At 60.9% G+C, this 24,555-nt stretch carries 21 protein-coding genes; 8 read left to right on the top strand and 13 right to left on the bottom strand.

Features of this window, described 5'->3' with window-relative positions; genetic code table 11:
* Positions 1–3: 3 nt before the first annotated feature.
* A complete protein-coding gene (gene rplM, locus KSS97_RS06010) occupies positions 4–432 on the bottom strand; it encodes a 50S ribosomal protein L13 (RefSeq protein ID WP_003205365.1) in 429 nt (142 codons plus the stop codon).
* Between the two features lie 245 nt (positions 433–677).
* Between rplM and KSS97_RS06005 the strand changes: the two genes are divergently transcribed.
* Positions 678–1,718 carry an NADP(H)-dependent aldo-keto reductase gene (locus tag KSS97_RS06005; protein ID WP_198796609.1) on the top strand — a complete coding sequence of 347 codons (1,041 nt, stop codon included), beginning with the start codon at positions 678–680 and terminating at the stop codon, positions 1,716–1,718.
* A 129-nt stretch (positions 1,719–1,847) separates the two neighbouring features.
* Here KSS97_RS06005 and KSS97_RS06000 read toward each other — a convergent pair whose 3' ends face one another.
* Positions 1,848–2,984 (bottom strand): acyl-CoA dehydrogenase family protein, encoded by a 1,137-nt coding sequence (locus KSS97_RS06000; protein ID WP_030138564.1) that lies wholly within the window; start codon positions 2,982–2,984, stop codon positions 1,848–1,850.
* A 243-nt stretch (positions 2,985–3,227) separates the two neighbouring features.
* On the opposite strand from KSS97_RS06000, the gene KSS97_RS05995 reads away from it, so the two are divergent.
* From KSS97_RS05995 to KSS97_RS05975, 5 genes are all read left to right on the top strand, one after another.
* Complete coding sequence (locus KSS97_RS05995; RefSeq protein ID WP_187293302.1) at positions 3,228–4,124, top strand: GlxA family transcriptional regulator; 897 nt, start codon at positions 3,228–3,230, stop codon at positions 4,122–4,124.
* A 265-nt stretch (positions 4,125–4,389) separates the two neighbouring features.
* Positions 4,390–6,336: a flavin monoamine oxidase family protein gene (locus KSS97_RS05990; RefSeq protein ID WP_217861965.1), complete on the top strand. Its 1,947-nt coding sequence runs from the start codon at positions 4,390–4,392 to the stop codon at positions 6,334–6,336.
* A 155-nt stretch (positions 6,337–6,491) separates the two neighbouring features.
* Positions 6,492–7,379, top strand: coding sequence for a nitrilase family protein (locus KSS97_RS05985; RefSeq protein WP_217861297.1), 888 nt, complete (start codon positions 6,492–6,494; stop codon positions 7,377–7,379).
* Positions 7,380–7,394: 15 nt separating this feature from the next.
* Positions 7,395–8,606, top strand: a complete 1,212-nt coding sequence (locus KSS97_RS05980; protein ID WP_217861296.1) for a threonine/serine exporter family protein — start codon at positions 7,395–7,397, stop codon at positions 8,604–8,606.
* A gap of 77 nt (positions 8,607–8,683) precedes the next feature.
* A complete protein-coding gene (locus KSS97_RS05975; RefSeq protein WP_217861295.1) occupies positions 8,684–9,661 on the top strand; it encodes an asparaginase in 978 nt (325 codons plus the stop codon).
* Between the two features lie 143 nt (positions 9,662–9,804).
* Here the strand turns inward: KSS97_RS05975 and zapE are convergent, their stop codons facing one another.
* From zapE to KSS97_RS05960, 3 genes are all read right to left on the bottom strand, one after another.
* Positions 9,805–10,899: a cell division protein ZapE gene (gene zapE / locus KSS97_RS05970; protein WP_217861294.1), complete on the bottom strand. Its 1,095-nt coding sequence runs from the start codon at positions 10,897–10,899 to the stop codon at positions 9,805–9,807.
* Between the two features lie 101 nt (positions 10,900–11,000).
* Positions 11,001–12,356, bottom strand: coding sequence for a tryptophan--tRNA ligase (locus KSS97_RS05965; protein ID WP_030138571.1), 1,356 nt, complete (start codon positions 12,354–12,356; stop codon positions 11,001–11,003).
* 24 nt (positions 12,357–12,380) lie between these two features.
* Positions 12,381–13,010: an alpha/beta hydrolase gene (locus KSS97_RS05960; protein ID WP_217861293.1), complete on the bottom strand. Its 630-nt coding sequence runs from the start codon at positions 13,008–13,010 to the stop codon at positions 12,381–12,383.
* 147 nt (positions 13,011–13,157) lie between these two features.
* Between KSS97_RS05960 and KSS97_RS05955 the strand changes: the two genes are divergently transcribed.
* Positions 13,158–13,595, top strand: coding sequence for a Z-ring associated ZapG family protein (locus KSS97_RS05955; protein WP_003178172.1), 438 nt, complete (start codon positions 13,158–13,160; stop codon positions 13,593–13,595).
* 258 nt (positions 13,596–13,853) lie between these two features.
* On the opposite strand, the gene KSS97_RS05950 is transcribed toward KSS97_RS05955, so the two are convergent.
* The 8 genes from KSS97_RS05950 to ehuR all read right to left on the bottom strand — a co-directional run bounded on the left by KSS97_RS05950 (position 13,854) and on the right by ehuR (position 23,369).
* Positions 13,854–15,239 (bottom strand): aspartate aminotransferase family protein, encoded by a 1,386-nt coding sequence (locus KSS97_RS05950; protein WP_217861292.1) that lies wholly within the window; start codon positions 15,237–15,239, stop codon positions 13,854–13,856.
* Positions 15,236–16,723, bottom strand: a complete 1,488-nt coding sequence (locus KSS97_RS05945; RefSeq protein ID WP_217861291.1) for an NAD-dependent succinate-semialdehyde dehydrogenase — start codon at positions 16,721–16,723, stop codon at positions 15,236–15,238. The genes KSS97_RS05950 and KSS97_RS05945 overlap by 4 nt, the downstream gene beginning before the upstream one ends.
* A gap of 130 nt (positions 16,724–16,853) precedes the next feature.
* Entirely contained in the window at positions 16,854–17,333 is a 480-nt protein-coding gene (locus KSS97_RS05940) for an Lrp/AsnC family transcriptional regulator (protein ID WP_198796615.1), read from the bottom strand.
* 199 nt (positions 17,334–17,532) lie between these two features.
* On the bottom strand, positions 17,533–18,534 hold the full coding sequence (gene doeB / locus KSS97_RS05935) for a N(2)-acetyl-L-2,4-diaminobutanoate deacetylase DoeB (protein WP_217861290.1): 1,002 nt from the start codon (positions 18,532–18,534) through the stop codon (positions 17,533–17,535).
* A gap of 3 nt (positions 18,535–18,537) precedes the next feature.
* Positions 18,538–19,728, bottom strand: coding sequence for an ectoine hydrolase DoeA (gene doeA, locus KSS97_RS05930; RefSeq protein ID WP_217861289.1), 1,191 nt, complete (start codon positions 19,726–19,728; stop codon positions 18,538–18,540).
* A gap of 39 nt (positions 19,729–19,767) precedes the next feature.
* Positions 19,768–20,760: a cyclodeaminase gene (locus KSS97_RS05925; RefSeq protein ID WP_217861288.1), complete on the bottom strand. Its 993-nt coding sequence runs from the start codon at positions 20,758–20,760 to the stop codon at positions 19,768–19,770.
* Positions 20,761–20,783: 23 nt separating this feature from the next.
* Positions 20,784–21,755 (bottom strand): hydroxyectoine utilization dehydratase EutB, encoded by a 972-nt coding sequence (gene eutB / locus KSS97_RS05920; protein WP_217861287.1) that lies wholly within the window; start codon positions 21,753–21,755, stop codon positions 20,784–20,786.
* A 219-nt stretch (positions 21,756–21,974) separates the two neighbouring features.
* Complete coding sequence (ehuR, locus tag KSS97_RS05915; protein WP_217861286.1) at positions 21,975–23,369, bottom strand: MocR-like ectoine utilization transcription factor EhuR; 1,395 nt, start codon at positions 23,367–23,369, stop codon at positions 21,975–21,977.
* A gap of 290 nt (positions 23,370–23,659) precedes the next feature.
* On the opposite strand from ehuR, the gene ehuB reads away from it, so the two are divergent.
* Positions 23,660–24,517 (top strand): ectoine/hydroxyectoine ABC transporter substrate-binding protein EhuB, encoded by an 858-nt coding sequence (gene ehuB, locus KSS97_RS05910; protein WP_217861285.1) that lies wholly within the window; start codon positions 23,660–23,662, stop codon positions 24,515–24,517.
* Positions 24,518–24,555 lie beyond the last annotated feature (38 nt).

The raw sequence follows: 24,555 nt of genomic DNA, 5'->3' as shown, positions 1-24,555 counted from the left end.
CCGTTAAAACTTCAGTTCTTGGGGCTGCTGAGCAGTATGAGGGTGAGCAGCGCCCGCATAAACCTTCAGCTTACGATACATGTCGCGACCCAGTGGGTTCTTAGGCAGCATGCCTTTAACCGCGGTCTCGATCACGCGCTCAGGGGCTTTGGCGATCAGCTTTTCGAAGTTGATCGACTTGATGCCGCCAGGAAAACCGGAGTGGGAGTAGTACATTTTGTCAGTGGTTTTAGCGCCAGTAACACGTACTTGCTCGGCATTGATCACGACGATGTAGTCACCGGTGTCAACGTGAGGGGTGTACTCAGGCTTGTGCTTGCCACGCAGACGGCTCGCGATTTCGGTGGCCAGACGACCCAGGGTCTGACCAGCAGCGTCGACGACAAACCAGTCGCGCTTTACTGTTTCCGGTTTAGCAGTAAAAGTTTTCATTCTTTATAGCCTCAGGGGCCGCCCTGTAAATTAGACGGCGGATCTTACTGAATAGTGCGTACTTTGACAAGTCAAAGGCAGCCGGATACAGACGCTTTCGGGGGCTCGGGTCGGCGCGTCCGTTCAACGGCAAGATTCTTCGGCGGCGGCGCATCACTTCCACTGCAGAAAGAGGTGCGCAATTATGCAGATTGCGAAAAATATTTCAACCTGCTTTTATGATTGTTTTGCCCAAGGAGTCCCCGATGGACTATCGCAAGCTAGGCCGTACCGATCTGAACGTCAGCGCCCTGTGCCTCGGAACCATGACCTGGGGCGAGCAGAACAGCGAGGCAGAGGCGTTCGCCCAGATCGAACGCGCCAAGGGGGCCGGGATCAATTTTCTCGACACCGCCGAGATGTACCCTGTGCCGCCGAAGGCCGAGACCTACGCCACTACCGAGCGCTACATCGGCAATTACTTCAAGAGCCGTGGCGACCGCGCCGACTGGATCCTGGCCAGCAAGATCGCCGGCCCCGGCAACACCATCGACTACATCCGCGACAAGAACCTCAAGCACAACCGCCGACACATCGTCGAAGCCCTGGACGCCAGCCTCAAGCGCCTGCAGACCGACTGGATCGATCTTTACCAGCTGCACTGGCCGGAGCGCAGCACCAATTTCTTTGGCCAGTTGGGCTACACCCACAAGGCCGACGAAGATTTCACGCCGCTGGAGGAAACCCTCGAAGCCCTCGACGAACAAGTCCGCGCAGGCAAGATCCGCCACATCGGCCTGTCCAACGAAACGCCGTGGGGCACCATGAAGTTCCTCGCCCTGGCCGAAGCCCGTGGCTGGCCACGTGCGGTGTCGATCCAGAACCCGTACAACCTGCTCAACCGCAGCTTTGAAATCGGCCTGGCGGAGATTGCCATCCGCGAACAGTGTGGCCTGTTGGCTTATTCGCCGCTGGCGTTCGGCTTCCTGTCGGGTAAATATGAGAACGGCGCACGCCCCGCCAAGGGCCGCCTGACGCTGTACAGCCGCTTCATGCGCTACTTCAACCCGCAGTCGGAAGCGGCTTGCAGTCGCTATGTCGCCCTGGCCCGCGAACATGGGCTGGACCCGGCGCAGATGGCCCTGGCGTTCGTCACCCAGCAGCCGTTCGTGACCAGCAACATCATCGGCGCCACCACGCTGGAGCAACTGGACAGCAACATCGCCAGCTTCGACCTGAAACTGTCGGATGAAGTGTTGGCGGGGATCGAGGCGATTCACAAGGACCAGCCGAACCCGGCGCCCTGATCCATAGGCCTCATCGCGAGCAAGCTCGCTCCCACAGGGGGGCTGTGCTGATCACGAATATACGATCAGGCACAAATCCCCTGTGGGAGCGAGCTTGCTCGCGATAGCCGACTCAAACCCACCCCCTTATCAAAGCGACCGCGCAATGATCTCCTTCATGATCTCATTGGTCCCGGCATAGATCCGCTGTACCCGCGCATCCGCCCACGCCCGGGCAATCGGGTATTCCCACATGAAACCGTAGCCGCCATGCAACTGCACGCATTCGTCGAGCACCTTGCACTGCAGGTCGGTGCCCCAGTATTTGGCCATCGCCGCCGTCGGTACATCGAGCTTGCCTTGCAGGTGCAGTTCCAGGCAGCGGTCGACGAAAACCCGGCCGATCTGGATCTCGGTGGCCATTTCCGCGAGTTTGAAGCGGGTGTTCTGGAAATCCGCGATGGATTTGCCAAACGCCTTGCGATCGCGGGTGTAATCCAATGTCCATTGCAGCGCCGCTTCGGCCGAGGCCAGGCCGCCGATGGCGACGGTCAGGCGCTCCTGGGGCAGTTCCTGCATCAGGTAGGCGAAGCCCATTCCAGCCTGCCCCAACAGGTTTTCCTTCGGCACCCGCACGTCCTGAAAGAACAATTCGGATGTGTCCTGGGCCTTCATCCCGACTTTCTCCAGGCGCTTGCCTTTCTCGAAGCCCGGCGTGCCCGCTTCCACCAGGAACAGGCTAGTGCCCTTGGCGCCCGCCTTCGGGTCAGTCTTGGCAACGACGATGACCAGGTCCGCAAGGAAGCCATTGGTGATGAACGTCTTCGAGCCGTTGATGACGTATTCGTCACCGTCCAGCACTGCCGTGGTCTTCACCCCCTGCAGGTCCGATCCCGCGCCCGGCTCGGTCATGGCGATGGCCGTGACCATTTCACCGGACACCAGTTTCGGCAGGTACTTGTGTTTCAACGCCTCGCTGCCGTAATGCAGGATGTACGGCGCGACGATATCGGAGTGCAACGAGAAGCCGATCCCGGTCAGCCCCAGGCGGCCGATCTCCTCGATCACCACGGCGCTGTAGAGGAAATCCGCGTCCAGCCCGCCGTAGGCCTCTGGAAGGTGCGAGCACAACATGCCCGCCTCCCCCGCTTTGTTCCAGAGCTTACGATCGACATGCCCCTGTTTTTCCCACTGGCTGTGGTACGGCACGGCTTCTTTTTCAAGGAAGGTTCGTACAGTGTCTCGGAACAATTCGTGCTCGGGACTGAACAGGGTTCTTGGGATCATGGCGCACCTTTGGTTATTGTTGAACAGGTCATCCGAAAGAGCCTAAGCCTGCGGCGCACAACGGGACACTGGACACTTGCGCCAAAAAATAAGACGATCCAGCCGTTTGATGACCACTATCCCCTATAAAAATAAAGATGAATTATGTCCATGCACGTCTCCACGCCCTTGCGGCGCGTCAGTATCCTGGCCATCGACCGGGTTTTCGCTTCCACCCTCATGCAAGCCAAGGATTTTTTCCACCTGGCCAGCCTGCGCTATGGCAAACAACTGGGCCGCGGCCTGACCCCGGCGTTTGAAACCCGCCTGGTCAGCCCCGATGGCAAACCGGTGAACAGCTTCAGCGATGTGATCATGCCGGTGGACGGTGGCCTGGAAAACACCGACGTCATCATCCTGCCGGCGTTCTGGGACGACTTCGCGACCCTCTGCCAACGTTACCCACAAGTCCTGCCTTGGCTGCGCGAACAACATGCGCGCGGCGCGGTACTCTGCGGCGAAGCCACCGGGGTGTTCTGGCTGGCCGAGGCCGGGCTGCTCGACGGCAAGGAGGCCACCACCTATTGGCGTTTCTTCAATGCTTTCAAGGAACGCTTCCCCAAGGTGCACCTGAACCAGGACAAGCACCTGACCGATGCCGACAACCTGTTCTGCGCCGGCGGCACCACCTCGGCGTGCGATCTCTACATCTACCTGATCGAACGCTTCTGCGGCGCCAACGTCGCCCAAGCCGTGGCGCGAGACATTCTCTACGAAGTACAGCGCAGCTATTCACCGGGACGCATTGGTTTCGGCGGGCAAAAACTGCACCAGGACGTGATCATCCTGCAGATCCAGCAGTGGCTCGAAGAGCACTTCGCCGACAAGTTCCGCTTCGAGGACGTCGCCCGTGAACATGGCATGAGCATCCGCAATTTCATGCGTCGCTTCCAAACCGCCACCGGCGATAAACCGCTGCATTACCTGCAACGGCTGCGGATCGAAACCGCCAAGGGCCTGCTCTCCGGCAGCCGCAAGAGCATCAAGACCATCAGCTACGAAGTTGGCTACGACGATGCGAGCTTTTTTGCGCGATTGTTCCGGCAACACACCGACCTGTCGCCGAACCAGTATCGGCAGCAGTTTCAGCAGGCGGCGTGAGCCAGGGCGCAATACAGTCCAGGTGCGAGCGGGCTTGCTCGCGAAGGCGGTGGGTCAGCTTGCATCTACGCTGGACATGCCGTCCCCCTTCGCGAGCAGGCTCGCTCCCACCTTCAACCATCCGCAACACAAGGCCACCGTCCTCGCACATTCCTACAGGAAAAACAGAACGCAGAATGCCCGAGTGCCGAATTTCGCTCACATACAGCGCCCCATGAACACCGCAACATCAATCCCTGAAAAACACCATCAGGGACGACCAACAGTGACGATCGGATCAAGCTACAACTACCCCGCCTCCGCCACCCGGGGCATCATTCGAGCCAAGCGCTCGACTGACAAGAAATGGGTCGCTCACTTTCCAAACCCTCCCGATTTGTGCTTCGACTACCGGGCGTTGGTCGAACAGAAAGATGGCATTGCCAAGGCTACCGAACCAAAACATAGGATTTGCATCATCGGTGCGGGTATCACTGGGTTGACGGCCGCGAGGGAACTCTATCGTTGCGGATTCACCCACATCACCCTGATCGAACAATCCAGTCGCATCGGCGGCAGGCACCTGACCGTCCCCGGGAGTAAACAATCCACCGCGAGCCATACCCCTTTCGAGATGGGCGCCATGCGCATGCCCTTTTTCAACCGGTCGGATGAACCACCGACGGAAGGCCGGTCGCTGATGGCTTACTACGCCAAGGCGTTTGATTTATCGACTGTCGATTTCGCTAATCCAGGAAGCCAATGGGTCCGCTCGACGGGCATTTACTTGCGCGAGGGCACCATTGGCGGCAAGCCGACGCCGCAAATGCTGATCTGGAAAAACGAAGACGGCAGTACACCGCCGCCCGGCAGCGAGCTGCAAAAGGTATATGCAAAGTGGAACGCCTTTGCCGACAGAATGACTCGACACGTCGCCGAGGTGTATGCCAGTGAACGATGGGAAGCCATGTGGCAGGCGATCGTTGCGAAATATCAGAATGTTTCATTTCGCGACTTGGTGACCATGCCAGCCTTACAAGCCTGGGATCAGCATGCACCGGGTGATTTCGGGGGCATGGGCATGTCTGCCGATGAGTCCGCGATCTTCTACGCAATCGGCATAGGCGACGGCAGTTGGGGGGCCTTCTACGATGTCTGCTCGCTGTATCCACTTCGCACCGCGATATTTGGGTTCAGCAGCCACTTGCAGTTAGTGCTCGGCCGGGTGGACTCACTGGGTGATCCATTACCATCGCCCCATCTGTATAGCGAAACCGTGGTTGATTCGGTGGGGCGGAACTTCGACGGCCCTCGCTATATCGGGCTCGCAGCCTTGAGCGAATGCCTGATGTTCATGAAAATCGCCGAGACCGGTAAATCCTTCCACGACCATTGCCTCGGAAGAAAAGACGGCCTGCTCATGGATTCATCGGTGACTAGATTGACCAAGCTGGCCGATGGAAAGACGCGCGTTCATTTCGACTGGCTACACAGTCTGTCCGAGCGAACCCGACACCGTTTCGAGGACTTCGACTCGGTCATCGTGACACTTCCCTCCTGGCTGATCGAAACCCGTATCGAGCTTGAGAACTTCACGCCGCAGATGCTGCCGTTCGAAACAATCAACGCCTATAAAACAGCTCATTGGGAGACCAGCTGCAAAGTATTCGCACCGTTGAAAAAATCGTTTCTATCAAAAAACAGGAACATCCCGCAGACCATCGTCACCGACAGCTTCATCCACGACGTCTATACCTATCGCTACAACAAGAATTACAGCTATGACTGCATTCTGCTGAGCTACACATGGGAGGACGATGCAACCAAACTCGCCTCATTCAGCGACAAGGCGCTTGTCAGCAAGTGCGCCAAGGAGCTGGATCGAATACTCATGAGATGTACCAATATCCACGAGAGAATTTCGCCCTATATCGGACTCGATCAAGCCGTGGTCCAACGGTGGATCACAGATAAAAACTCGTTGGGTTGTGCAAAGTTATACCGACCAGGAACCTACGGCGATGCCGTGAGCCTGATGAAATACAACAGGGATTTTGGTCATCATTCGGGCCTGTATTTTTCCGGCGAGTCGTTTTCCGTGGACGCTGGTTGGACAGAGCCTTGTTTTCGAGGCGCCGTCGATGCAGCCATCCACATCTGCGACAAGACCGCTGCGATCTTCAACGGCGGATTCTCCCTGAACGACTACCCGCACTATAACCTTGGCACCTGACCATGGTGCTGCCGAGTCCCCCTAAAGCGTTCCAATGTCCATCTTCAGAAGTTGCCTACAACCTACAAGGAAACGGCCGACTTACATCCCTGCCTGTTTAGCCTCTTATACACACGCCAATACACAGCGTAATAACAATAAAAAGAGGTTATCCCATGAGCGAGCCAATCAGCCCTGTTCGTGTCGCCGTCGTGCAATTCGACCCACAGGTAGGCATCAATAATCGAGAAACCAATCTGCTGCGCAGCCTTGCGTTGGCCCAGGAAGCGGTCGAAGGCGGCGCCAACCTTGTCGTCCTGCCCGAGCTGTCGAATGCCGGCTATTTCTTCAGCAGCAGGCAGGACGCGTTCGAACACGCCGAGTCGGTCCCCGACGGGCGAAGCGTGCAGGCCTGGATCGATTTCGCCCGTCAGCAGCAAGTCTTCCTGGTAGCTGGTTTGGCGGAGCGCGAAGGAATGCGTCTCTTCAACACCGGCGTCCTGGTGGGGCCTGACGGCTTTATCGGCAAGTATCGAAAGGCGCATCTGTGGAATCTGGAAAAACTCTGGTTCACGCCAGGCGATGTCGGCTTTCCAGTGTTCGAAACATCCATCGGCCGCATCGGACTATTGATCTGCTGGGACATCTGGTTTCCGGAAGTGCCGCGAATCCTCAGCCAGCAAGGCGCGGACATCATATGCAGTCTGAACAATTGGGTCTGGACACCACCGCCTCTGTTTGATGACGCCGGCAAATGCATGGCCTCGTACCTGACAATGACGGCCGCGCATGTCAACAATGTCTTTATCGCAGCGGCTAGCCGCATAGGGGAAGAGCGAGGCGCCCGCTACCTGGGCTGCTCGCTGATCGCGGGCACCAACGGCTGGCCAATCGGTGCGGTGGCATCCGCCGACCAACAGGAAATCCTGTTTGCCGACATCGACCTGACCAGTTCCCGCAGCGCCGCCATCTGGAACAACCTGAACGACCTGCACCGCGATCGTAGAGCCGACCTTTACGATCAAATGCTTGGCTACACCCAGCACCCTTCTCTGCCGCGTTGATAAGGGAGCGATCCAATGGAAACCACAAGCAAAAAACTCGAACAACGCCAGCTGACCACCCGATCACAGCTGGACGTCGCCATCGTTCTGCTGATGCTCGGTGCCATAGCGCTGGTCATCTGGCTTTCATTCACACACCGCGCCTCGTGGCTCGCCCACTGGCCAGACTACAGTCACATGGTGTCGAACCTGCCGCAGCCCAGTGCCTGGCTACGCTGGGTGCTGGGGGATATCAGCGAGGTTGCGTTCTACAAGCATGAGTTCGCCTCTATCGGGCTACTCGCCGGGGCCTACCTCGCGTACCGGGCCAATCGGACCGGAAAAGCCTGGCAGGGTTTTCCCATCTGCTATGGCAGCGGCCTGTGGCCGTGGCTCGTCACCAGCTCATTGCTGGGACTCTTGCTCAGTAACCTGTTGTGGGGCTGGACAGTGACCGCCACCGCTTGGCAGCCCACCTTCGCCGCTTTCGTTTCATTGCCGGCGGCCATGGTGCTGATGTTTGGCGGCGGCTGGAAGGTCGCGATCAATGGCGCAGTCATGGGCGCTTTGCTGGTCACTCCCGCCTGCTTGTTGATCGTCAACTACGTCTGCAATCCGTTCGGATTACCCGTCGTGATTGGCAATGTCTCGGGCATGGCTGTCGCCAGCGTCATCGCCTTTCTGATCTGTCGCTACCAGCCGGGCCTGGTGAAGCCACAAGCATCGGCTGAACCATCCGAGCCACCACGAGCCTCACTTCCCGCCAAGACGCCGGACTACGGTGTCGTCTGGACGCTACGCCGGATCCTGGCGGATTTTTCCGAGGCACCATTCTTCGGCAATGAATGGGCCAGCCTCGGCCTGATAGCGGGTGCATTGCTGGCCTACAGCTTGAGCCCGATGAGCCCAGCCTACGGCTCGGGGTTGCTACCCCAATTGATCGGTGCGCAAGCATTGACCTCGGCACTGGGCGTGGTGATCTGGCGTAGACAATGGATATTGCGCGGCTGGTATCCCACCTATGTTCCATTGGTTTCAGTGGTTCCGGCGGCGTTGTTGACCTACGGCGACAGTTGGCAAGTGATCGTTTCAAGCGCCTTGCTGGGTGCTTTGATTGCGCCGCCACTGGCGTGCGCCATTGCCAAGCGGGTGCCTGCGGACATGCATCCTTTCATCGCCAATGTGCTGTCCATGGCCATTAGCACCGTGCTGATCATTCCGTTTATCGGACTGCTGATGCCCCTCTGATTCCTTCATCCCTTGGCTGTATTGCGGCCTTGAGATTCGGCGCATACAGCCATTCTTATTGAAAGTGAGGTATTTGCATGAACCTGCCAAAACTGGCCATCGCGTCACTCGGCGGCACCGTCAGCATGCAGGCCCGGGCCACCGGAGAAGGCGTGGTCCCGACTGTCAGCGGCGCAACCCTGCTGGCTTCAATACCGGAGCTGAGGTCACACGCCCACGTCAACGTCGAAACGCTGGGAATGTTGCCCAGCGCATCATTGGATTTCGAGTATCTTCTGAGTGTTCTCTGTTGGGCGAAATATCAGATCGAGCAGGGGGCAGTGGGTATTGTCATCACTCAAGGCACCGATACGCTGGAAGAAGCCGCTACGTTTTTTGATTTTCTATGGGACCACGACGAACCCTTGGTTCTCACTGGCGCGATGCGTTCGGCGGCCCAGGCAGGGGCCGACGGACCGGGAAACCTGTTGGATGCCTGTCGAGTCGGCTTGGCCAAGAACAGCCGGCGACGAGGCGTCCAGGTGGTAATGAACGGGCAGATTCATTCGGCGCAAGCGGTTCGCAAAAGCGATTCGATGGGGTTGCAGGCTTTTTCTTCACCCAACATGGGCCCGGCCGGTCTGCTGGTGGAAAACGCAGTTCGCTATTTGCATCCCGCACGACAGCGCAGTGTCCTGCCCTCTCCGCAACACACGACACACAAGGTCGCCTTGTTGGAAGCGGCACTGTCTGCCGACACCTTGCTGCTGGAGAACGTTCTTGCACTGGGCTACGAGGGGCTGGTCATTGCTGGTTTCGGTGCAGGGCACCTTTCTGGAACTTGGGCTGAGGCGATCGATACCATAGCCGACAAGATCCCAGTCATCGTTGCCACTCGCTGTGGCTCCGGCTCCACGGCTCGCTCAACTTACGGGTTCAAGGGTGGCGAAATGGACTTGATACGAAGAGGCGCTTCGATGGCTGGCTTTGCCTGCCCGCGCAAAGCGAGGATTCTCTTGTGGTTATTGATCGGGTGCCAGCGACAGGACGACTTGGCTCGCTATATGACGTTCTAGCGGTATTGGGGCTTGGATAAACCGTTGTGGCGCGAGGGGCTGCTGCGCAAACCCAGCGGGAGCAAGCTCCCTCGCCACAAGTTATTTTGCTGCCCTTGAATGAACAGCAACGCCCCAATCGCCAGGCCTTTATTGCGAATTCCTTAAGGCTTGTGCGCCCGCGACAGGAATTCGTGGGATTGCATTTCCAGCAACCGGCTCAAGGTCCGTTGGAACTCGAACGTCAGGCGACCACCGGTATAGAGATCCTTGAGTTCGACTTCCGCCGAAATGATCAGCTTCACGTTGCGGTCGTAGAACTCGTCGACCATGTTGATGAAGCGACGGGCGATGTCGTCGGTGGTGACGCTCATCTGCTCGACATTACTCAGCAGCACGGCGTGGAAGATCTTGCCCAGTTCGATGTAGTCGTTCTGGCTACGCGGGCCGTCGCACAGTTCGCGGAAGTCGAACCAGGCGACGTCGTCGCAGGTGCGGATGGCGCGGATCTTGCGATTTTCGATGATCAGCTCGTCGTTTTCGATCGCCTGGGTGCATTCCGGCGTGAGCGCGCGGAAGCTCTTGCGCAGGCTTTCTTCGGCGGCAGCGTCCAATGGGAAATGGAACAGCTCCGCTTGCTCAAGATGACGCAGGCGATAGTCCACGCCGCTGTCGACGTTGACGACTTCGGTGTGCTCCTTGATCAGCTTGATGGCTGGCAGGAAGCGCGCCCGTTGCAGGCCGTCCTTGTAGAGGCCATCGGGCACGATGTTCGAGGTGGCGACCAACGTCACGCCATTCTTGAACAGTTCTTCCATCAGCGTGCCGAGGATCATGGCGTCGGTGATGTCGGAAACGAAGAATTCATCGAAGCAGATCACCCGGGTTTCGGCGGCGAAACGCTTGGCGATGATGGTCAGCGGGTTCTTTTCGCCGCCCAGGGTTTTCATTTCCTCGTGCACGCGCTTCATGAAGCGGTGGAAGTGCGTCCGCGTCTTTTCCTTGAACGGCAGCGCTTCGAAGAAGGTGTCCACCAGGTAGGTCTTGCCACGGCCGACGCCGCCCCAGAAATACAGGCCCTTGACCGGCACCTGGTCTTTCTTGCCGAACAGTTTGCCCAACAAGCCCGGCTTGTTGTTCGATGCGGCGATCAGGTCGTCGTACAGGCGCTGCAAGTGCCGCACGGCCGTTTCCTGGGCTGCGTCGTGGAAGAATTCCGGGCGTTTCAGATCAGCTTGATATCGTTCTAGGGGCGTCATATTCGTTAGCAAGGCAACAAAAACGGGCCGTCACTGTAGCGATGGCCCAGAAGAATGGCAATCGGCCCTTATTCGGGCCGATGGTCGGGTAACGCCTTAGGTCAGTCCTGGGCAGGCGTCAGTGCCACGCGCAACGCGTCGATGGCGGCATCCCGGGCGGCACTGTCAGCGAACGCAGGGCTCTGGGCCACGCATGCGCCGTCGAGCCAGACGCTGAAACCCAGGTCGTCGCTGCGTACGTCCAAGGGTTGGCCGGACTGCAATTGCTTGGTCACCTGCCCGGCGGTCTTGCCGTCGGCAAAGTTGTTCGAGAGCAGAAGTTGCTCGCCCTCGGCGGAAAGCAGGCGGAAGCGGAAACTGCCGTCCTCGTCGCGGAAGCTGACAAAACGGGCTGCCTTGGCCGCTTTCTTTTTGGTCTGGGTCGTCACCTGGACCTGGCTGACAAACGAGCGCAGGCCAACCGCCTCGCGCAGTTCGTTGAGGAACGGCGTGGCCACGGCCCGGGCTTTCTTGGCGCCCAGTTGCAGGATGTCCTCAAGGTCCGATGGACGCTCGATGAACTGGTGATAACGCTCGCGCGCTTCACCCAACTGGTCATCGAGCAATTGGAACAGGCGATTCTTCGCCTCGCCCCACCCCAGGCCCTGCAGCAGTTCGCTGCGGAATTCGGCGGACTGCGCTGGAGTGGAGAAGGCTTGGAACAGGGTGAACAGGTGCGAGTTGTCCGGGTCCTTGGCCTCGCCCGGGGCGCGGGAGTCGGTGACGATTCGCGAGATCGCGTCCTTCATGTCCTTGGCGCTGCTGAACAACGGGATGGTGTTGTCGTAGCTCTTGGACATTTTGCGACCATCGAGGCCCGGCAGCGTGGCGACGCTCTCCTCGATCAGCGCCTCGGGCATGGTGAAGAACTCCTTGCCCTGGCCGAACAGGTGGTTGAAGCGCTGGCCAATGTCACGGGCCATTTCCACGTGCTGGATCTGGTCGCGACCGACCGGCACCTTGTGGGCGTTGAACATCAGGATGTCGGCCGCCATCAACACCGGGTAGCTGTACAGCCCCATGGTGATGCCGGCGTCCGGGTCTTCGCCGGCCTCGACGTTCTTGTCCACCGACGCCTTGTAGGCGTGGGCGCGGTTGAGCAGGCCCTTGGCGGCGACGCAGGTCAGCAGCCAGGTCAGCTCCGGGATTTCAGGAATGTCGGACTGGCGATAGAACGTCACGCGGTCCACGTCCAGGCCACCGGCCAACCAGGTCGCAGCGATTTCCAGGCGCGAACGCTGGATGCGCAGCGGGTCATCGCATTTGATCAGGGCGTGGTAGTCGGCCAGGAAGTAGAACGAATCGGCGTTGCTGTCGCGGCTGGCGAGGATCGCCGGACGGATGGCGCCGGCATAGTTGCCCAGGTGCGGGGTGCCGGTGGTGGTGATGCCGGTCAGGATACGGGTACGCGTCGTCATGGGTTATCGCTTGTCAGACTGCTGTCAATTCGAGAGGCGCGGCAGGAGCAGATCCTTGAGATCGGTCAGCTTGCCATGAAAAAAGTGTCCGCATTCTGCCACTTTCAGCAGCTCATGGGGGCGTTGGAGCGCGTCGGACCATGCGTAGACCAGTTGCGGATCGACCACTTCGTCGGTTTCCGGCTGGATCACGGTCAGCTCACCATCTGTCGGCAAGGGCGATTGCTCATCCAGGCGCATCACCGCCGGTGCCACCATGAACAGGTGCTTGAGCGGTTGGCCCTGGGCTTCCAGGCGCCCGCCCAGGGTTGCGGCAACGAAGCCGCCAAAGGAGAAACCGAACAGGGTCAGGGGCAGGCCCGGGTGTTTTTCCAGCAGCCAGGCGGCTGCGGCCTGGGCGTCGTCCACTTCGCCGGTGCCCATGTCATGGCTGCCGGCGCTGGCGCCGACGCCGCGATAATTGAAACGCAACGTAACCAGGCCGGCATCGCGGGCGGTGCGCTGCAGGGTCGAAACCACTTTGTTGAGCATGGTCCCGCCCTGCACCGGGTTCGGGTGGCAGATCAGCGCCAGGCCACGGGGGGCCTCGCTGTCCAGGTACAAGGCTTCCAATTGGCCCACCGGGCCATCGATGAATACGGGGGTTTCGCGCATAAGCAAGGAAAGAACTCCGTGACCCCGAATAGGGTCGACTCGTCTAGCTAAAAGTCTGTGCCTGGCATCATTGCGATGTTCTTCGCGGTATACAGCGCAGGTCCGAGCCGTTAACGTAAAGCAAAGCCGTTTATAGAGGAAGGACTCGTGGAACACTCGCTCTTAGTTTGGCTGTTGCCGACTCTTGCCCTGGTTGCCGGTGTCGCCATTGGATTCCTGCTTGCCCGCCTGCTGCCAAACGCGGTGCCCAACAGCACCCAACGTCAGCTGGACGACATCCAGGAACGTTTCGACAGTTACCAGAATGAAGTGGTCACTCACTTCAACAGCACCGCTTCGCTGGTGAAAAAACTCACCCAGAGCTACCAGGAAGTCCAGGATCACCTGTCCGAGGGCGCCAATCGCCTGGCCCTGGACGAGCAGACTCGCCAACGCCTGCTGGCCGCCCTGCAAGCCGATGCGACGCAAACGCCACGGGAGCGCCTGACCCCGCCAAAAGGGATCCAGGAACCACCACGGGACTATGCGCCAAAGGCGCCGAATTCACCCGGCATGCTCGATGAGCATTACGGTTTGAAGAAGTAATTCCCAAGCGACACCCAAAAGCCCGCCCGATCGCATGATCGGGCGGGCTTTTTTATTGCCTCAAACTCCACTCACTTCAATGCTTGACCCATTGTGGCGAGGGAGCTTGCTCCCGCTGGGCTGCGAAGCAGCCCTATAGCAGCGAACTCGATTTTCCTGGCATACCGAGTTGCCTGGTTTTGGGGCCGCTTCGCGGCCCAGCGGGAGCAAGCTCCCTCGCCACAGGTTATTTGTGTCCTGAAGTATTGTGAACTCAGTTCAAGCCAACACCTCACCCGCCACCTGATCGATAGCGCCTTTGGTGATGTCAACGATCAGGTCCGCCTCTTCACGGGTGAGGATCAGCGGTGGGGCGAAGCCCAGGATGTCGCCGTGGGGCATGGCGCGGGCGATCATGCCGCGTTCCAGGCAGGCGGCCGAGACCTTGGGGCCGACCTTGAGTGCCGGGTCGAACGCTGTGCGCTGTTCACGGTCGGCCATGAACTCCACTGCCGCCAGCATGCCATCTCCGCGTACCTCGCCCACCAACGGATGACCTTCGAGGGTTTCGCGCAACCGACGATTCAAGTAGCCGCCCACATCCTCGGCGTTGGCCGTAAGGTTTTCCCGCTCGAGGATGTCGAGGTTGGCCAGCGCCGCCGCCGCGCAGATCGGATGCCCGGAATAGGTCCAGCCGTGGCCCATGGCTCCTTCGGCCTGGGAAGCTTTTTCAATCACGCTCCAGACTTTTTCGCCGATGATCACCGCGGACAAAGGCGCATAGGCACTGGTCAGGCCTTTGGCGGTGGTGATCAGGTCCGGCTTCATGCCGTAGCGCTGGCTGCCCATTTTCGAACCCAGGCGCCCGAACGCGCACACCACTTCATCGGCGATCAACAGCACGTCGTATTTCTTCAACACAGCCTGGATCGCATCCCAATAACCGGCGGGCGGAACGATGATGCCCCCGGTGCCCATCAGCGGTTCGCCGATAAACGCCGCCACCGTGTCCGGACCTTCAGCAAGAATCATTTTCTCCAGCTCATCGGCGCAATAGCGCACGAAGGCCGCTTCGTCCATGCCCGCCGGGGCCTTGCGGTACCAGTGCGGGCAGACGGTGTGCTTGACCCCTTCCGCCGGCAGGTCGAAATGCTGGTGAAACGCGGGCAGCCCGGTCAGGCTGCCGGTCATGATGCCCGAGCCGTGGTAGCCACGGTCGCGGGAGATGATTTTCTTCTTCCGGGGCCGGCCCAGCACGTTGTTGTAGTAACGCACCAGTTTGATCTGGGTTTCGTTGGCGTCCGAGCCGGACAGGCCGTAATAAACCTTCTTCATCCCTTCCGGCGCCCAGTCCATGATGCGGCTGGACAGCTCGATGATCGCCTCGCTCGAATGCCCGACATAGGTGTGGTAGTAGGCCAGTTCCTTGGCCTGCTTGTAGATGGCGTCAGCCACCTCGGTACGCCCGTAGCCGATGTTCACGCAGTACAGGCCAGCAAAGGCGTCGATGAACTCACGCCCCTCGTGATCGCGAATGCGGATGCCCGACGCGCTCTTGATGATCCGCCCCTTGAGCGCGCCGCTGGCGTGGTCATGGGCGTGGGTCGACGGGTGCATGAAATGCGCACGGTCTTGTTCGAACAGCGTGTTGAGTTCTTGGCTCATGCGGATTCTCCTGGGAACTGGCCTTGATGGTGCAGGCAAAAGTATTTGGTTTCGACAAAGGGCTCGAAGCCCTCGGTGCCGCCCTCGCGGCCGAGGCCGGAGGCTTTCATGCCACCGAAGGGAATCGGGTGGCCGGTGAACTTGACGCCGTTGACCGCGACCATGGCGTGGTCGAGACGGCGGATCAGTGGGTAAATGAGATCCAGGCGGTTGGAGCAAATATAGGCGGCCAGTCCGTACTCGGTGTCGTTGGCCATTTCGACGGCTTCGTCCAGGGTGTCGAACGGCATCACCCCGGCGATGGGCGCGAAGTTTTCTTCACGGTAGATGCGCATCTGCGGCGTGACATCGGCCAGCACCGTGGGTTGGTAGAACAACCCGCCCAAGGCATGTGTTTCACCGCCCACCAGGCGTTGAGCACCCAACGCCAGGGCATCGGCGACGCGGTCGGCGGTCGCATCGAACGCGGCCTGATGCATCAATGGGCCGACGTCCACCTCCTGTTCCTGCTGATCGACCATGGCCGGGCCGACGCGCAAGGCGCGCACAGCTGCGGTGAAGCGAGTGAGAAAAGCCTGGTACACCGGACGCTGGACCATGATTCGGTTGGCCGCGCAGCAATCCTGGCCCGAGGTCTGGAACTTCGCCTCCACGGCGACCTTTACCGCCAGGGCCAGGTCGGCATCCGCGCAGACAATAAACGGCGCGTTGCCGCCCAGCTCCAGCGCGACTTTCTTCACGTCATGGGCCGCCGCTTGCAACACCAGCTTCCCGACCCGGGTCGAGCCGGTGAAGCTCACCGAGCGTACGCGACTGTCCCTGACCAGGGTTTCCATGGCCATTTGCGGCTCGCCCAGCACCACGTTGAAGACCCCGGCAGGGAAGCCGGCTTCTTCGGCCAATTGTGCCAACGCCAAGGCCGAGTACGGTGTTTCGTGGGCCGGCTTGATCACCACGGTGCAACCGGCGGCCAACGCGGCGGCGGCCTTGCGGGTGATCATGGCCGATGGGAAATTCCACGGCGTGAGCAGCGCACAAACCCCCACCGGTTCCTTGACCGTGCCAAGGTGCGCATTCGGGATATGGCTGGGAATGTTCTGGCCGTACAGGCGCCGGGCTTCCTCGGCGAACCACGGGATGAAGCTGGCGGCATAAGCGATTTCGCCACGGGACTCGGCCAAGGGCTTGCCCTGTTCCAGGCTGAGAATTCGCGCCAAGTCCTCGCTGTGCTCGGTGATCAACGCCGCCCAGCGCCGCAGGATGGCGCCGCGCGTCTCCAGGCTCTGTTCGCGCCACGAAGGAAATGCGCGATGCGCCGCGTCCACCGCCGCGACGATCTGCGATTGATCAAGCATCGGTACATGACCGATGACGGTGCGGTTGGCAGGGTTGTGGACGGCCACGCTGTGGCCGCTGTCGCTGTGGACCCAATGGCCGTCGACATAGCAAAGCGCTTTGAACAGCAGCGGGTGTTGATAAGGCATGACGTTCACTCCAGAGCGTGTGCGTGAATCCATGCTAGGGCAGCGACGCTTGGGTTTTCGGATGTTCGAGCGGGGTCAGACCTTGGTTTTTTTCTGGAAAGAACCTGCCGGAAAGCGTTTTCTGCGGTGCTCAGGCGGATGACACCAGCTCCGCCGGCAACGCACCGGCGGTCTTGATGGTCTTGGTGACGATGTAGGTGAAGTAGCGTTCGATGCCGAGGTCTTCGAGCAGTAGTTGATCGACAAAACGCTGGTAGGCATCGACGTCCGGCGCCTGGATCATCGCCAGGTAATCGACACCGCCGCCGGTGGCGTAACAGAACGCCACTTCGGGCGCGGCGATCATGCGTTGTTCGAAACGACGCATGTCCTGGGCGGTGTGCCGGGCCAGGGTGATTTCCACCAACACCTGCTGACGCTTGAACACCGCAGCCCAATCGATCTGCGCTCGATAACCGACAATCAAGCCCGCCGCTTCCAACTTGCGCACCCGCTCCCAGGCCGGCGTGACCGACAGGTTGATGGCCTCGGCCAGGCTCGACTTGGTGATCCGCCCGTCGTCGGCGAGGATCTGCAGGATCTTCAGGTCGTAGCGATCGAGCTTGTGCATGGGGCCGGGCTCCGGGGGGATGATAAAAAACTTCCAGACACACATCGATTGTGGCGAGGGGATTTATCCCCGTTGGGTTGCGAAGCAGCCCCTGGCTATCGAGCCACTTCGGCCTGACACACCGAGTCGCTTGCTTTGGGGCTGCTGCGCAGCCCAGCGGGGATAAATCCCCTCGCCACAGGTTTGTGTTCGATCTGACCTAAGCCAACACATCCGCAATCACCACCAACGTATCGCCACACTGCACCAGTCCGGGAAAATGCCGGGCCGCCAGCAAGCCGCTGCGGGCGGCGCGGTATTCCACCGGGGCGACGCCGCTGCGGGTGGTGTCATGGATGCGCGCCACCACCTCGCCCTCGGTGACGTTTTCACCGAGGTCGCGGCACATTTCCAGCAAGCCGTTGTGCTCGCTGGCGATGAAGCAACTGCCGTCCGGCATGTCGAGCACCAACGAGGGCTGCAGCTCGATCGAGCCCCGCAAAATGCCAGCGTGGATCAACAGGTTGCGCACCCCACGCTCGGCAATCGCCACGCTGCGAGCGGTGGAAGAACCACCGCCGCCCAGCTCGGTGGTGACGAACACCTTGCCCTGGGATTCCGCGGCCGTGTCGTACATCGACCCGGCGTCCAGCTCCAGCATGCGCATGCAATACGGTGCGTTGAACGCCAGCATGCCGGCCTCGCAGCGCGCCTGTTGCTGTTTGTCCGGCAAGACGTGGCAGGCGGCGAACGGCAGGAAATCCAGGGTCCGGCCGCCGGAATGGATGTCCAGCACAATGTCGGCCAAGGGCAGTAGGGTGCGGTTGAAATAGTCGGCGATTTTCTCGGTGACCGTGCCGTCGGGCCTACCGGGAAAACTGCGATTGAGGTTGCCCTTGTCGATCGGCGAAGTCCGGCGCCCGGCATGGAAGGCCGGGGTGTTCATGAACGGCACGATGATCACCCGCCCGCTGACCTCTTCGGCGGTCAGCTGCTGGGCCAGCTTGCTCAGCGCCACCGGACCTTCGTATTCATCGCCGTGGTTGCCACCGCTGAGCAGCGCAGTCGGGCCGCTGCCGCGTTGGATCACGGTGATGGGAATCATCACCGCGCCCCAGGCCGAATCGTCCCGTGAATACGGCAATTTGAGAAAACCGTGCTGCACGCCCTCGCGGCTGAAATCCACCGTGGCGCTGATGGGATTATCGGGCAATTCAGGCATGGCTCAATCCTTCACGAACAGTTGGCGAGGCACGTTGCACAGCGTCTCGACGCCGGTCTCGGTGATCAGGATGCTCTCGGTGATTTCCAGGCCCCAATCGTCCATCCACAGCCCCGGCATGAAGTGGAAGGTCATGCCCGGTTGCAACACGCTGTTGTCACCGGGACGCAGGCTCATGGTGCGCTCGCCCCAATCCGGTGGATAACTGATACCGATGGGGTAGCCGCAACGGCTGTCCTTGTGGATGCCGAATTTCTCCAGCACCTTGAAAAACGCCACGGCGATGTCGCCCGTGGTGTTCCCCGGCTTGGCCGCGTCCAGGCCAGCGGCGATGCCTTCGACCACGGCTTTTTCACCGTCGAGGAAATGCTGCGGCGGCTTGCCCAGGTAAATCGTGCGCGACAGCGGGCAGTGGTAACGCTTGTAGCAACCGGCGATTTCAAAGAAGGTGCCGGCGCCCCGTTCGAACGGCGAATCGTCCCAGGTCAGGTGCGGCGCGCTGGCGTCGGCCCCGGTGGGCAACAGCGGCACGATGGCCGGGTAGTCGCCGCCGTGGCCGTCGGCACCGAGGATGCCGCTGCTGTAGATCTCGGCCACCAATTCGTTCTTGCGCATGCCCGGCTCGATCCGTTCGAGAATCCGGCCGTGCATGTTCTCGACGATGCGCGCAGCGATGCGCATGTAGGCGATTTCCTGGGGCGACTTGACCGCACGCTGCCAGTTCACCAGGCCCACTGCGTCCACCAGTTTCGCCTCGGGCAGATGCTTTTGCAGCGACAGGTAGGCGGCGGCGCTGAAGTAGTAGTTGTCCATTTCCACGCCGACGGACAGGGCGCCCCAGCCACGGGCGATGATCACCTCGCGGGACAGGTAGTCCATCGGATGGCGCTCGCGAGACTGCACGTAGATGTCCGGGTAGCCGACGATGTTATCGGCCTGCATGAACACCGTGCGCCTGGCACCGTTGGCATCCTGGCCGCGGCCGAACCACACGGGCTCGCCGTCCAGCGCCAACAGCACGCATTGGTGCACATAAAACGACCAACCGTCATAGCCGGTGAGCCAGGCCATGTTCGACGGATCGGTGACCAGCAGCAGCTCAAGGCCCTGGGCCTGCATGGCTGCGCGAACCTTCGCCAGGCGCTGGGCGTATTCCTCCCGCTGGAACGGAAGATTGACGACTATCTCTGACATCCACCTGCCCTCTGTTCAAATGACTCGTGAAAAAAAGATCTAGCGCCCGAACGCAAAACCCTTCCCTGCCGCCCGCGCCCGCTCGAAAGCGAGATTGGCGATAGCGGTGTCCTGGGCGCCGGTGCCGGTGAGGTCGCACAGCGTCACTTGCGCCGCATCGGAACGCCCGATTCGCTGCCCCGCCAACACCCGCCCCAGCTCCAACAATGCGAGGTCATCGCGAACGGTGCCGGCCACCAGGGCGTGGTGCAGTTCACCGAGCACGCGGGTCTGGCTCAAGCGGTCGGCGACATAGCAGTCGACCGCCGCCAAGGCTTGCGGGGAAATTTCGTTCTTGTGCTCCGCGTCCGATCCCATCGCCGTGATGTGCAGGCCCGGGTGCAAGTGGCGAGCTTCGATAAACGGCTCGCGACTGGGGGTGCAGGTGATGGCGATGTCCACACCTTCCATGGCGTCATCAATAGAGGCGCATGGCGTAACGGCAATCCCGCTGTCGCGAGCGAGTTCGGCACTGAACGCCCGGGCCTTTTGCGCATCCCGCGCCCAGACCCGCACCTCGTCGATCGGTCGCACCAGCCGCAGCGCCTGGAGCTGCAATGCCGCCTGTTCGCCGGCACCGATCAGCGCCACGCTGCGGCTGTCCTCACGGGACAGGCAACGCGCCGCCACCGCCCCGGCCGCGGCGGTGCGCACGGCGGTGAGGTAACCGTTGTCCAGCAACAGCGCCTCCAGCAAACCGGTGCGTGCCGAGAGCAGCATCATCATGCCGTTCAGGCTGGGCAGGCCAAGCTTGGGGTTGTCGAAAAAACCCGGGCTGACCTTGATGGCGAAGCGTTCCAGGCCCGGCAGGTAAGCGGTCTTTACGTCCACTTCGCCGTTGTGCTCGGGAATGTCCAATCGCAGGATCGGCGGCATCGCCACGGCGGCGGTGGCCAGCAGCACGAACGCCTGCTCGACGGCGTCGATGCTCGCCAGGTCGAGGGCCACGCAACTGCGCAGGTCGGCTTCGCTCAATAGGGTGACTTCACTCATGACAGGCTCCGTTCAACGGGTTATCAGGCGTTGGCGCCAGCGATCACGCGGGCATGGTGTTCGGTGTCGACGTTGCGGCCGCTGACCACCACCACGATGGGGCCACGCGGTTCGACCAGGCCGTCGAGCAGCGCCGCGATGCCGACCACGGCGGCGCCTTCGAGCACCAGGCGTTCGTGGTGATAGGCATGGCGCAGGCCGTTAGCGATGGAGGCCTCCGAAAGCAGGTGCAGGTCATCGATCAACTGTCGGGTCATGGCGAAGGTGAAGCGATTTTCCAGGCCGATGCCGCCCCCGAGGGAGTCGGCCAGCGTCGGCAGTTCTTCGACGTCGACGGGTTGTCCGGCGGCGAGGCTGGCGTGCATCGCCGCGCCTCGGGCCATGCTGATGCCGTGGACCTGAATCGCTGGATTGGCGCTTTTCAGGGCCAGGGCAACCCCGGCGAACAGGCCGCCACCGGACAACGGCACCAGCACCTGGGCCACGTCCGGTTGTTGTTCAAGGATCTCCAGGCCGAGGGTGCCTTGTCCGGCGATGATTGCCGGATGATCGAACGGCGGCAGGAAAGTCGCGCCCTGCTCGCTCGCGATACGTTCGGCTTCGCGCTGGGCATCGTCCTGGGATTGGCCGACGATGCACACCTCGGCGCCCAAATCGCGAATCGCCTGCACCTTGTTGGCCGGCACCAGGTTCGACAGGCAGACCATCGCCCGGACGCCCTGCTGCGAGGCGGCATAAGCGAGCGCCCGGCCATGATTGCCGGTCGAAGCCGTGACGACGCCTCGGGCTTTCTGTTCGGCACTGAGCTGCGCCACCGCATTGCTCGCACCGCGCAGCTTGAAGCTGCCGGTGATTTGCAGGGCTTCCAGCTTGAGGTACACCGGTACACCCATCCGTCGCGACAGGCTGGGGGAATGCTCCATGGGCGTGCGCCTGACCTGCGACTCGATGCGCTGGCGAGCGAGGAAAATGTCCTGAAGCTGCAACCCTGTCATGACCGCGTCCCGAGCAGATGTGTTGGGCGCAGTCTAAGAGGGCCGGATTGTGGTGATGAATGTACTAGGGCAATTTAGTGATGAAGTTCCAAAGTCACCACAAATCCCTTGTGGGAGCGAGCCTGCTCGCGAAGGCGACGGCACATTCGGCATCTCTTCTGACTGTCACACCGCTTTCGCGAGCAGGCTCGCTCCCACAGGGAATTGCGGTGAGGTGCTTCAAAAATCATGAATCTGCGGGTACTGGTTGAAGATTTCCCGCATGCCGATCAACGCACGGCGCATTTCTTCATCGCTGCATTCGGCACCGACGCAGACCCGCACCGCGCGGGGCCTTGGTGTGCCGCGCACGGTGAACGGATCGGGGGACGTGACGGCGATGTGCTTATGCCTTAGCGCCCGCACCAGGCTGTCGACTTCCCAGTGGGGCGGAATGCCGATCCATGCGTTCAAGGCATGAGGATGCTGGGCCAACACATGTTCGCCCATGTGCTCGGTGACCATCGCCTGGCGTCCGGCCAACAGGCGCCTTTGCAGATGCAGCAGTGAGTCGGCGCGACCGTCGCGGATCCAGCGTGCGGCGATCTCCGAGACCATCGGCGTGGCCATCCAACTGTTCACCCGCAGGATGCTCTCGGTGCGCAACGCCAGGCGCTTGGGCACCACCAGATAGCCAATCCGCAACCCGGTGAGCACCGACTTGGTCATGCTCGTGCAGTAAAACGACAGCTCCGGCAGGTAATGGCTGATAGGCGGCGCCCGTCGTTCGTCCAGCAGCGGACCGTACACATCGTCTTCGATGATGTGCACGCCAAAGCGTCGGGCGATCTCGGCGATCTCCCGGCGGCGGGCGTCGGGCATCAGGCTGGTGGTGGGGTTGTTCAGGTTCGGCGTGCACACCAGCGCGGTGATGCGCTCGTTGCTGCACATGTCTTCGAAGTGTTCGGGATCGATGCCATGGCGGTCAGTGTCCAGCCCCTTGAGGGTGAAGCCCAGCACCTGGGAATTGCCGATCACGCCGTGGTCGGTCAGCCCTTCGCAGAGCACCACATCGTCGGGACCGGCGAGGGAGGCCAGAGCGAGGAAGATGCCATGGGCGGCGCCATTGGTGATCAGTACATCGTTGCGATCGACTTTCAGCCCCTGTCGGCCGATCCATTGCGCCGCCGCTTCGCGATGGGATTCAAATCCGGCTATCGGACGAAACGCATGGATCCACGGCTGATCCTCTTCGGTACTCAGCTCGGCGCAGGTGTCGCGCCAGCACTGATCGTGCTCACGGGTATGGAGGATGCGCGTGATGGAAAAATCCACCAGCGCCCGCTCGGGGCTGTCGAGGATATAGGTGGCGACCCGATCACTCATGCGCCGCGAGACGAAACTGCCGCGCCCGACTTCGCAGCGGACCAGCCCTTGGCGCTCCAACTCCTTGTAGGCATTGGTGACGGTCTGCACGCTGATGCCCATGGCGTCGGCCACCTGCCGTTGCGGCGGCAGGCGCTGGTCATTGGCCAGGGTTCCCTGTTCGATGTCGTCGGCGATGGCCTGCACCAGGATCTTGTATTTGGATTCACCGCTGCGGGCGAGGTCCAGGGCTGACTTCCACTTATCCATAACGGCTGCAACCGGCGTGAGAACGGGTGCGCACAGCATTGCGCGGCCATCGCGGCAATGCAATTGTCCTAGTGCAATACAATCCGCGCCGGGGCTTTTGTATGCTCGGTCCAAGGTCGTTATCCAGGCGGGTGCATTGCCCCGACAAAAAGCCGGACCGACCTGTACCGGCGCCATTCCCGATCTCAGGCCATGCCCGGATCCGCCGTTGTACGTTTTGCTCTTGTCACACTGCCTCCTAACACAGAACCGTCCGCTGACGGATCCACAAGAAACAGGAGATTTTATCGATGAGCAATTTTCTTCCCCGCACTTGCACACCTTTGCGCCGGCTCTTGTTGACCTGTGCCGTGCTTGGCCTGGCCAGCAGCGTCCAGGCGGCGACCCTGGATACCGTCAAGAGCACCAGCAGCATCCGCATCGGCTACGCCAACGAAACCCCGTTTGCCTTCACCGAAACCGACGGCACCGTCACCGGTGAATCGCCGGAGATCGCCAAGATCATCTTCGCCAAGATGGGCATCAAGCAGGTCAATGGCGTGCTCACCGAGTGGGGCTCGCTGATTCCTGGCCTGCGCGCCGGTCGCTTCGACGTGATCGCCGCCGGCATGTACATCACCCCGGCGCGCTGCAAGCAGGTGTTGTTCACCGATCCGCAATACCAATTGCCCGACGCCTTGTTGGTAGCCAAGGGCAATCCGAAAAAACTCCACAGCTATGAAGACATTGCCAAGCAACCGGACGTGAAGCTGGCGATCATGGCCGGCACGGTGAACCTGGCCTATGCCCGCGATTCCGGGGTAAAGGATGAACAGATCCTGCAGGTCCCCGACACCACCGCGCAATTGCAAGCCGTGCGCGCCGGTCGCGCCGACGCCGCCGTCGGCACGCAACTGACCATGAAGGGCCTGGCCGCCAAGGGCGGTGACAAGGTCGAGGCGATGACCGAATTCAAGGACGACCCGTCCCACATAGGCTACGGTGCGCTGGCCTTCCGCCCCGAAGACAAGGACCTGCGCGACGCGGTCAACGCCGAGCTGAAAAAGTGGCTGGGCTCGGAAGAACACCTCAAAGCCGTCGCGCCGTTCGGTTTCGACAAATCCAACGTCACCAGCAAGACCGCGGCCGAGCTCTGCGCTCAGCCCTGACGGCACGCCGAAACGGGCATGACGCACAGCGCGTAATG

Source organism: Pseudomonas alvandae (genome assembly GCF_019141525.1).
Classification (GTDB): domain Bacteria; phylum Pseudomonadota; class Gammaproteobacteria; order Pseudomonadales; family Pseudomonadaceae; genus Aquipseudomonas; species Aquipseudomonas alvandae.
Note: the sequence above shows the minus strand (reverse complement) of the source record. Positions and strands in the feature narration are given on the sequence as shown.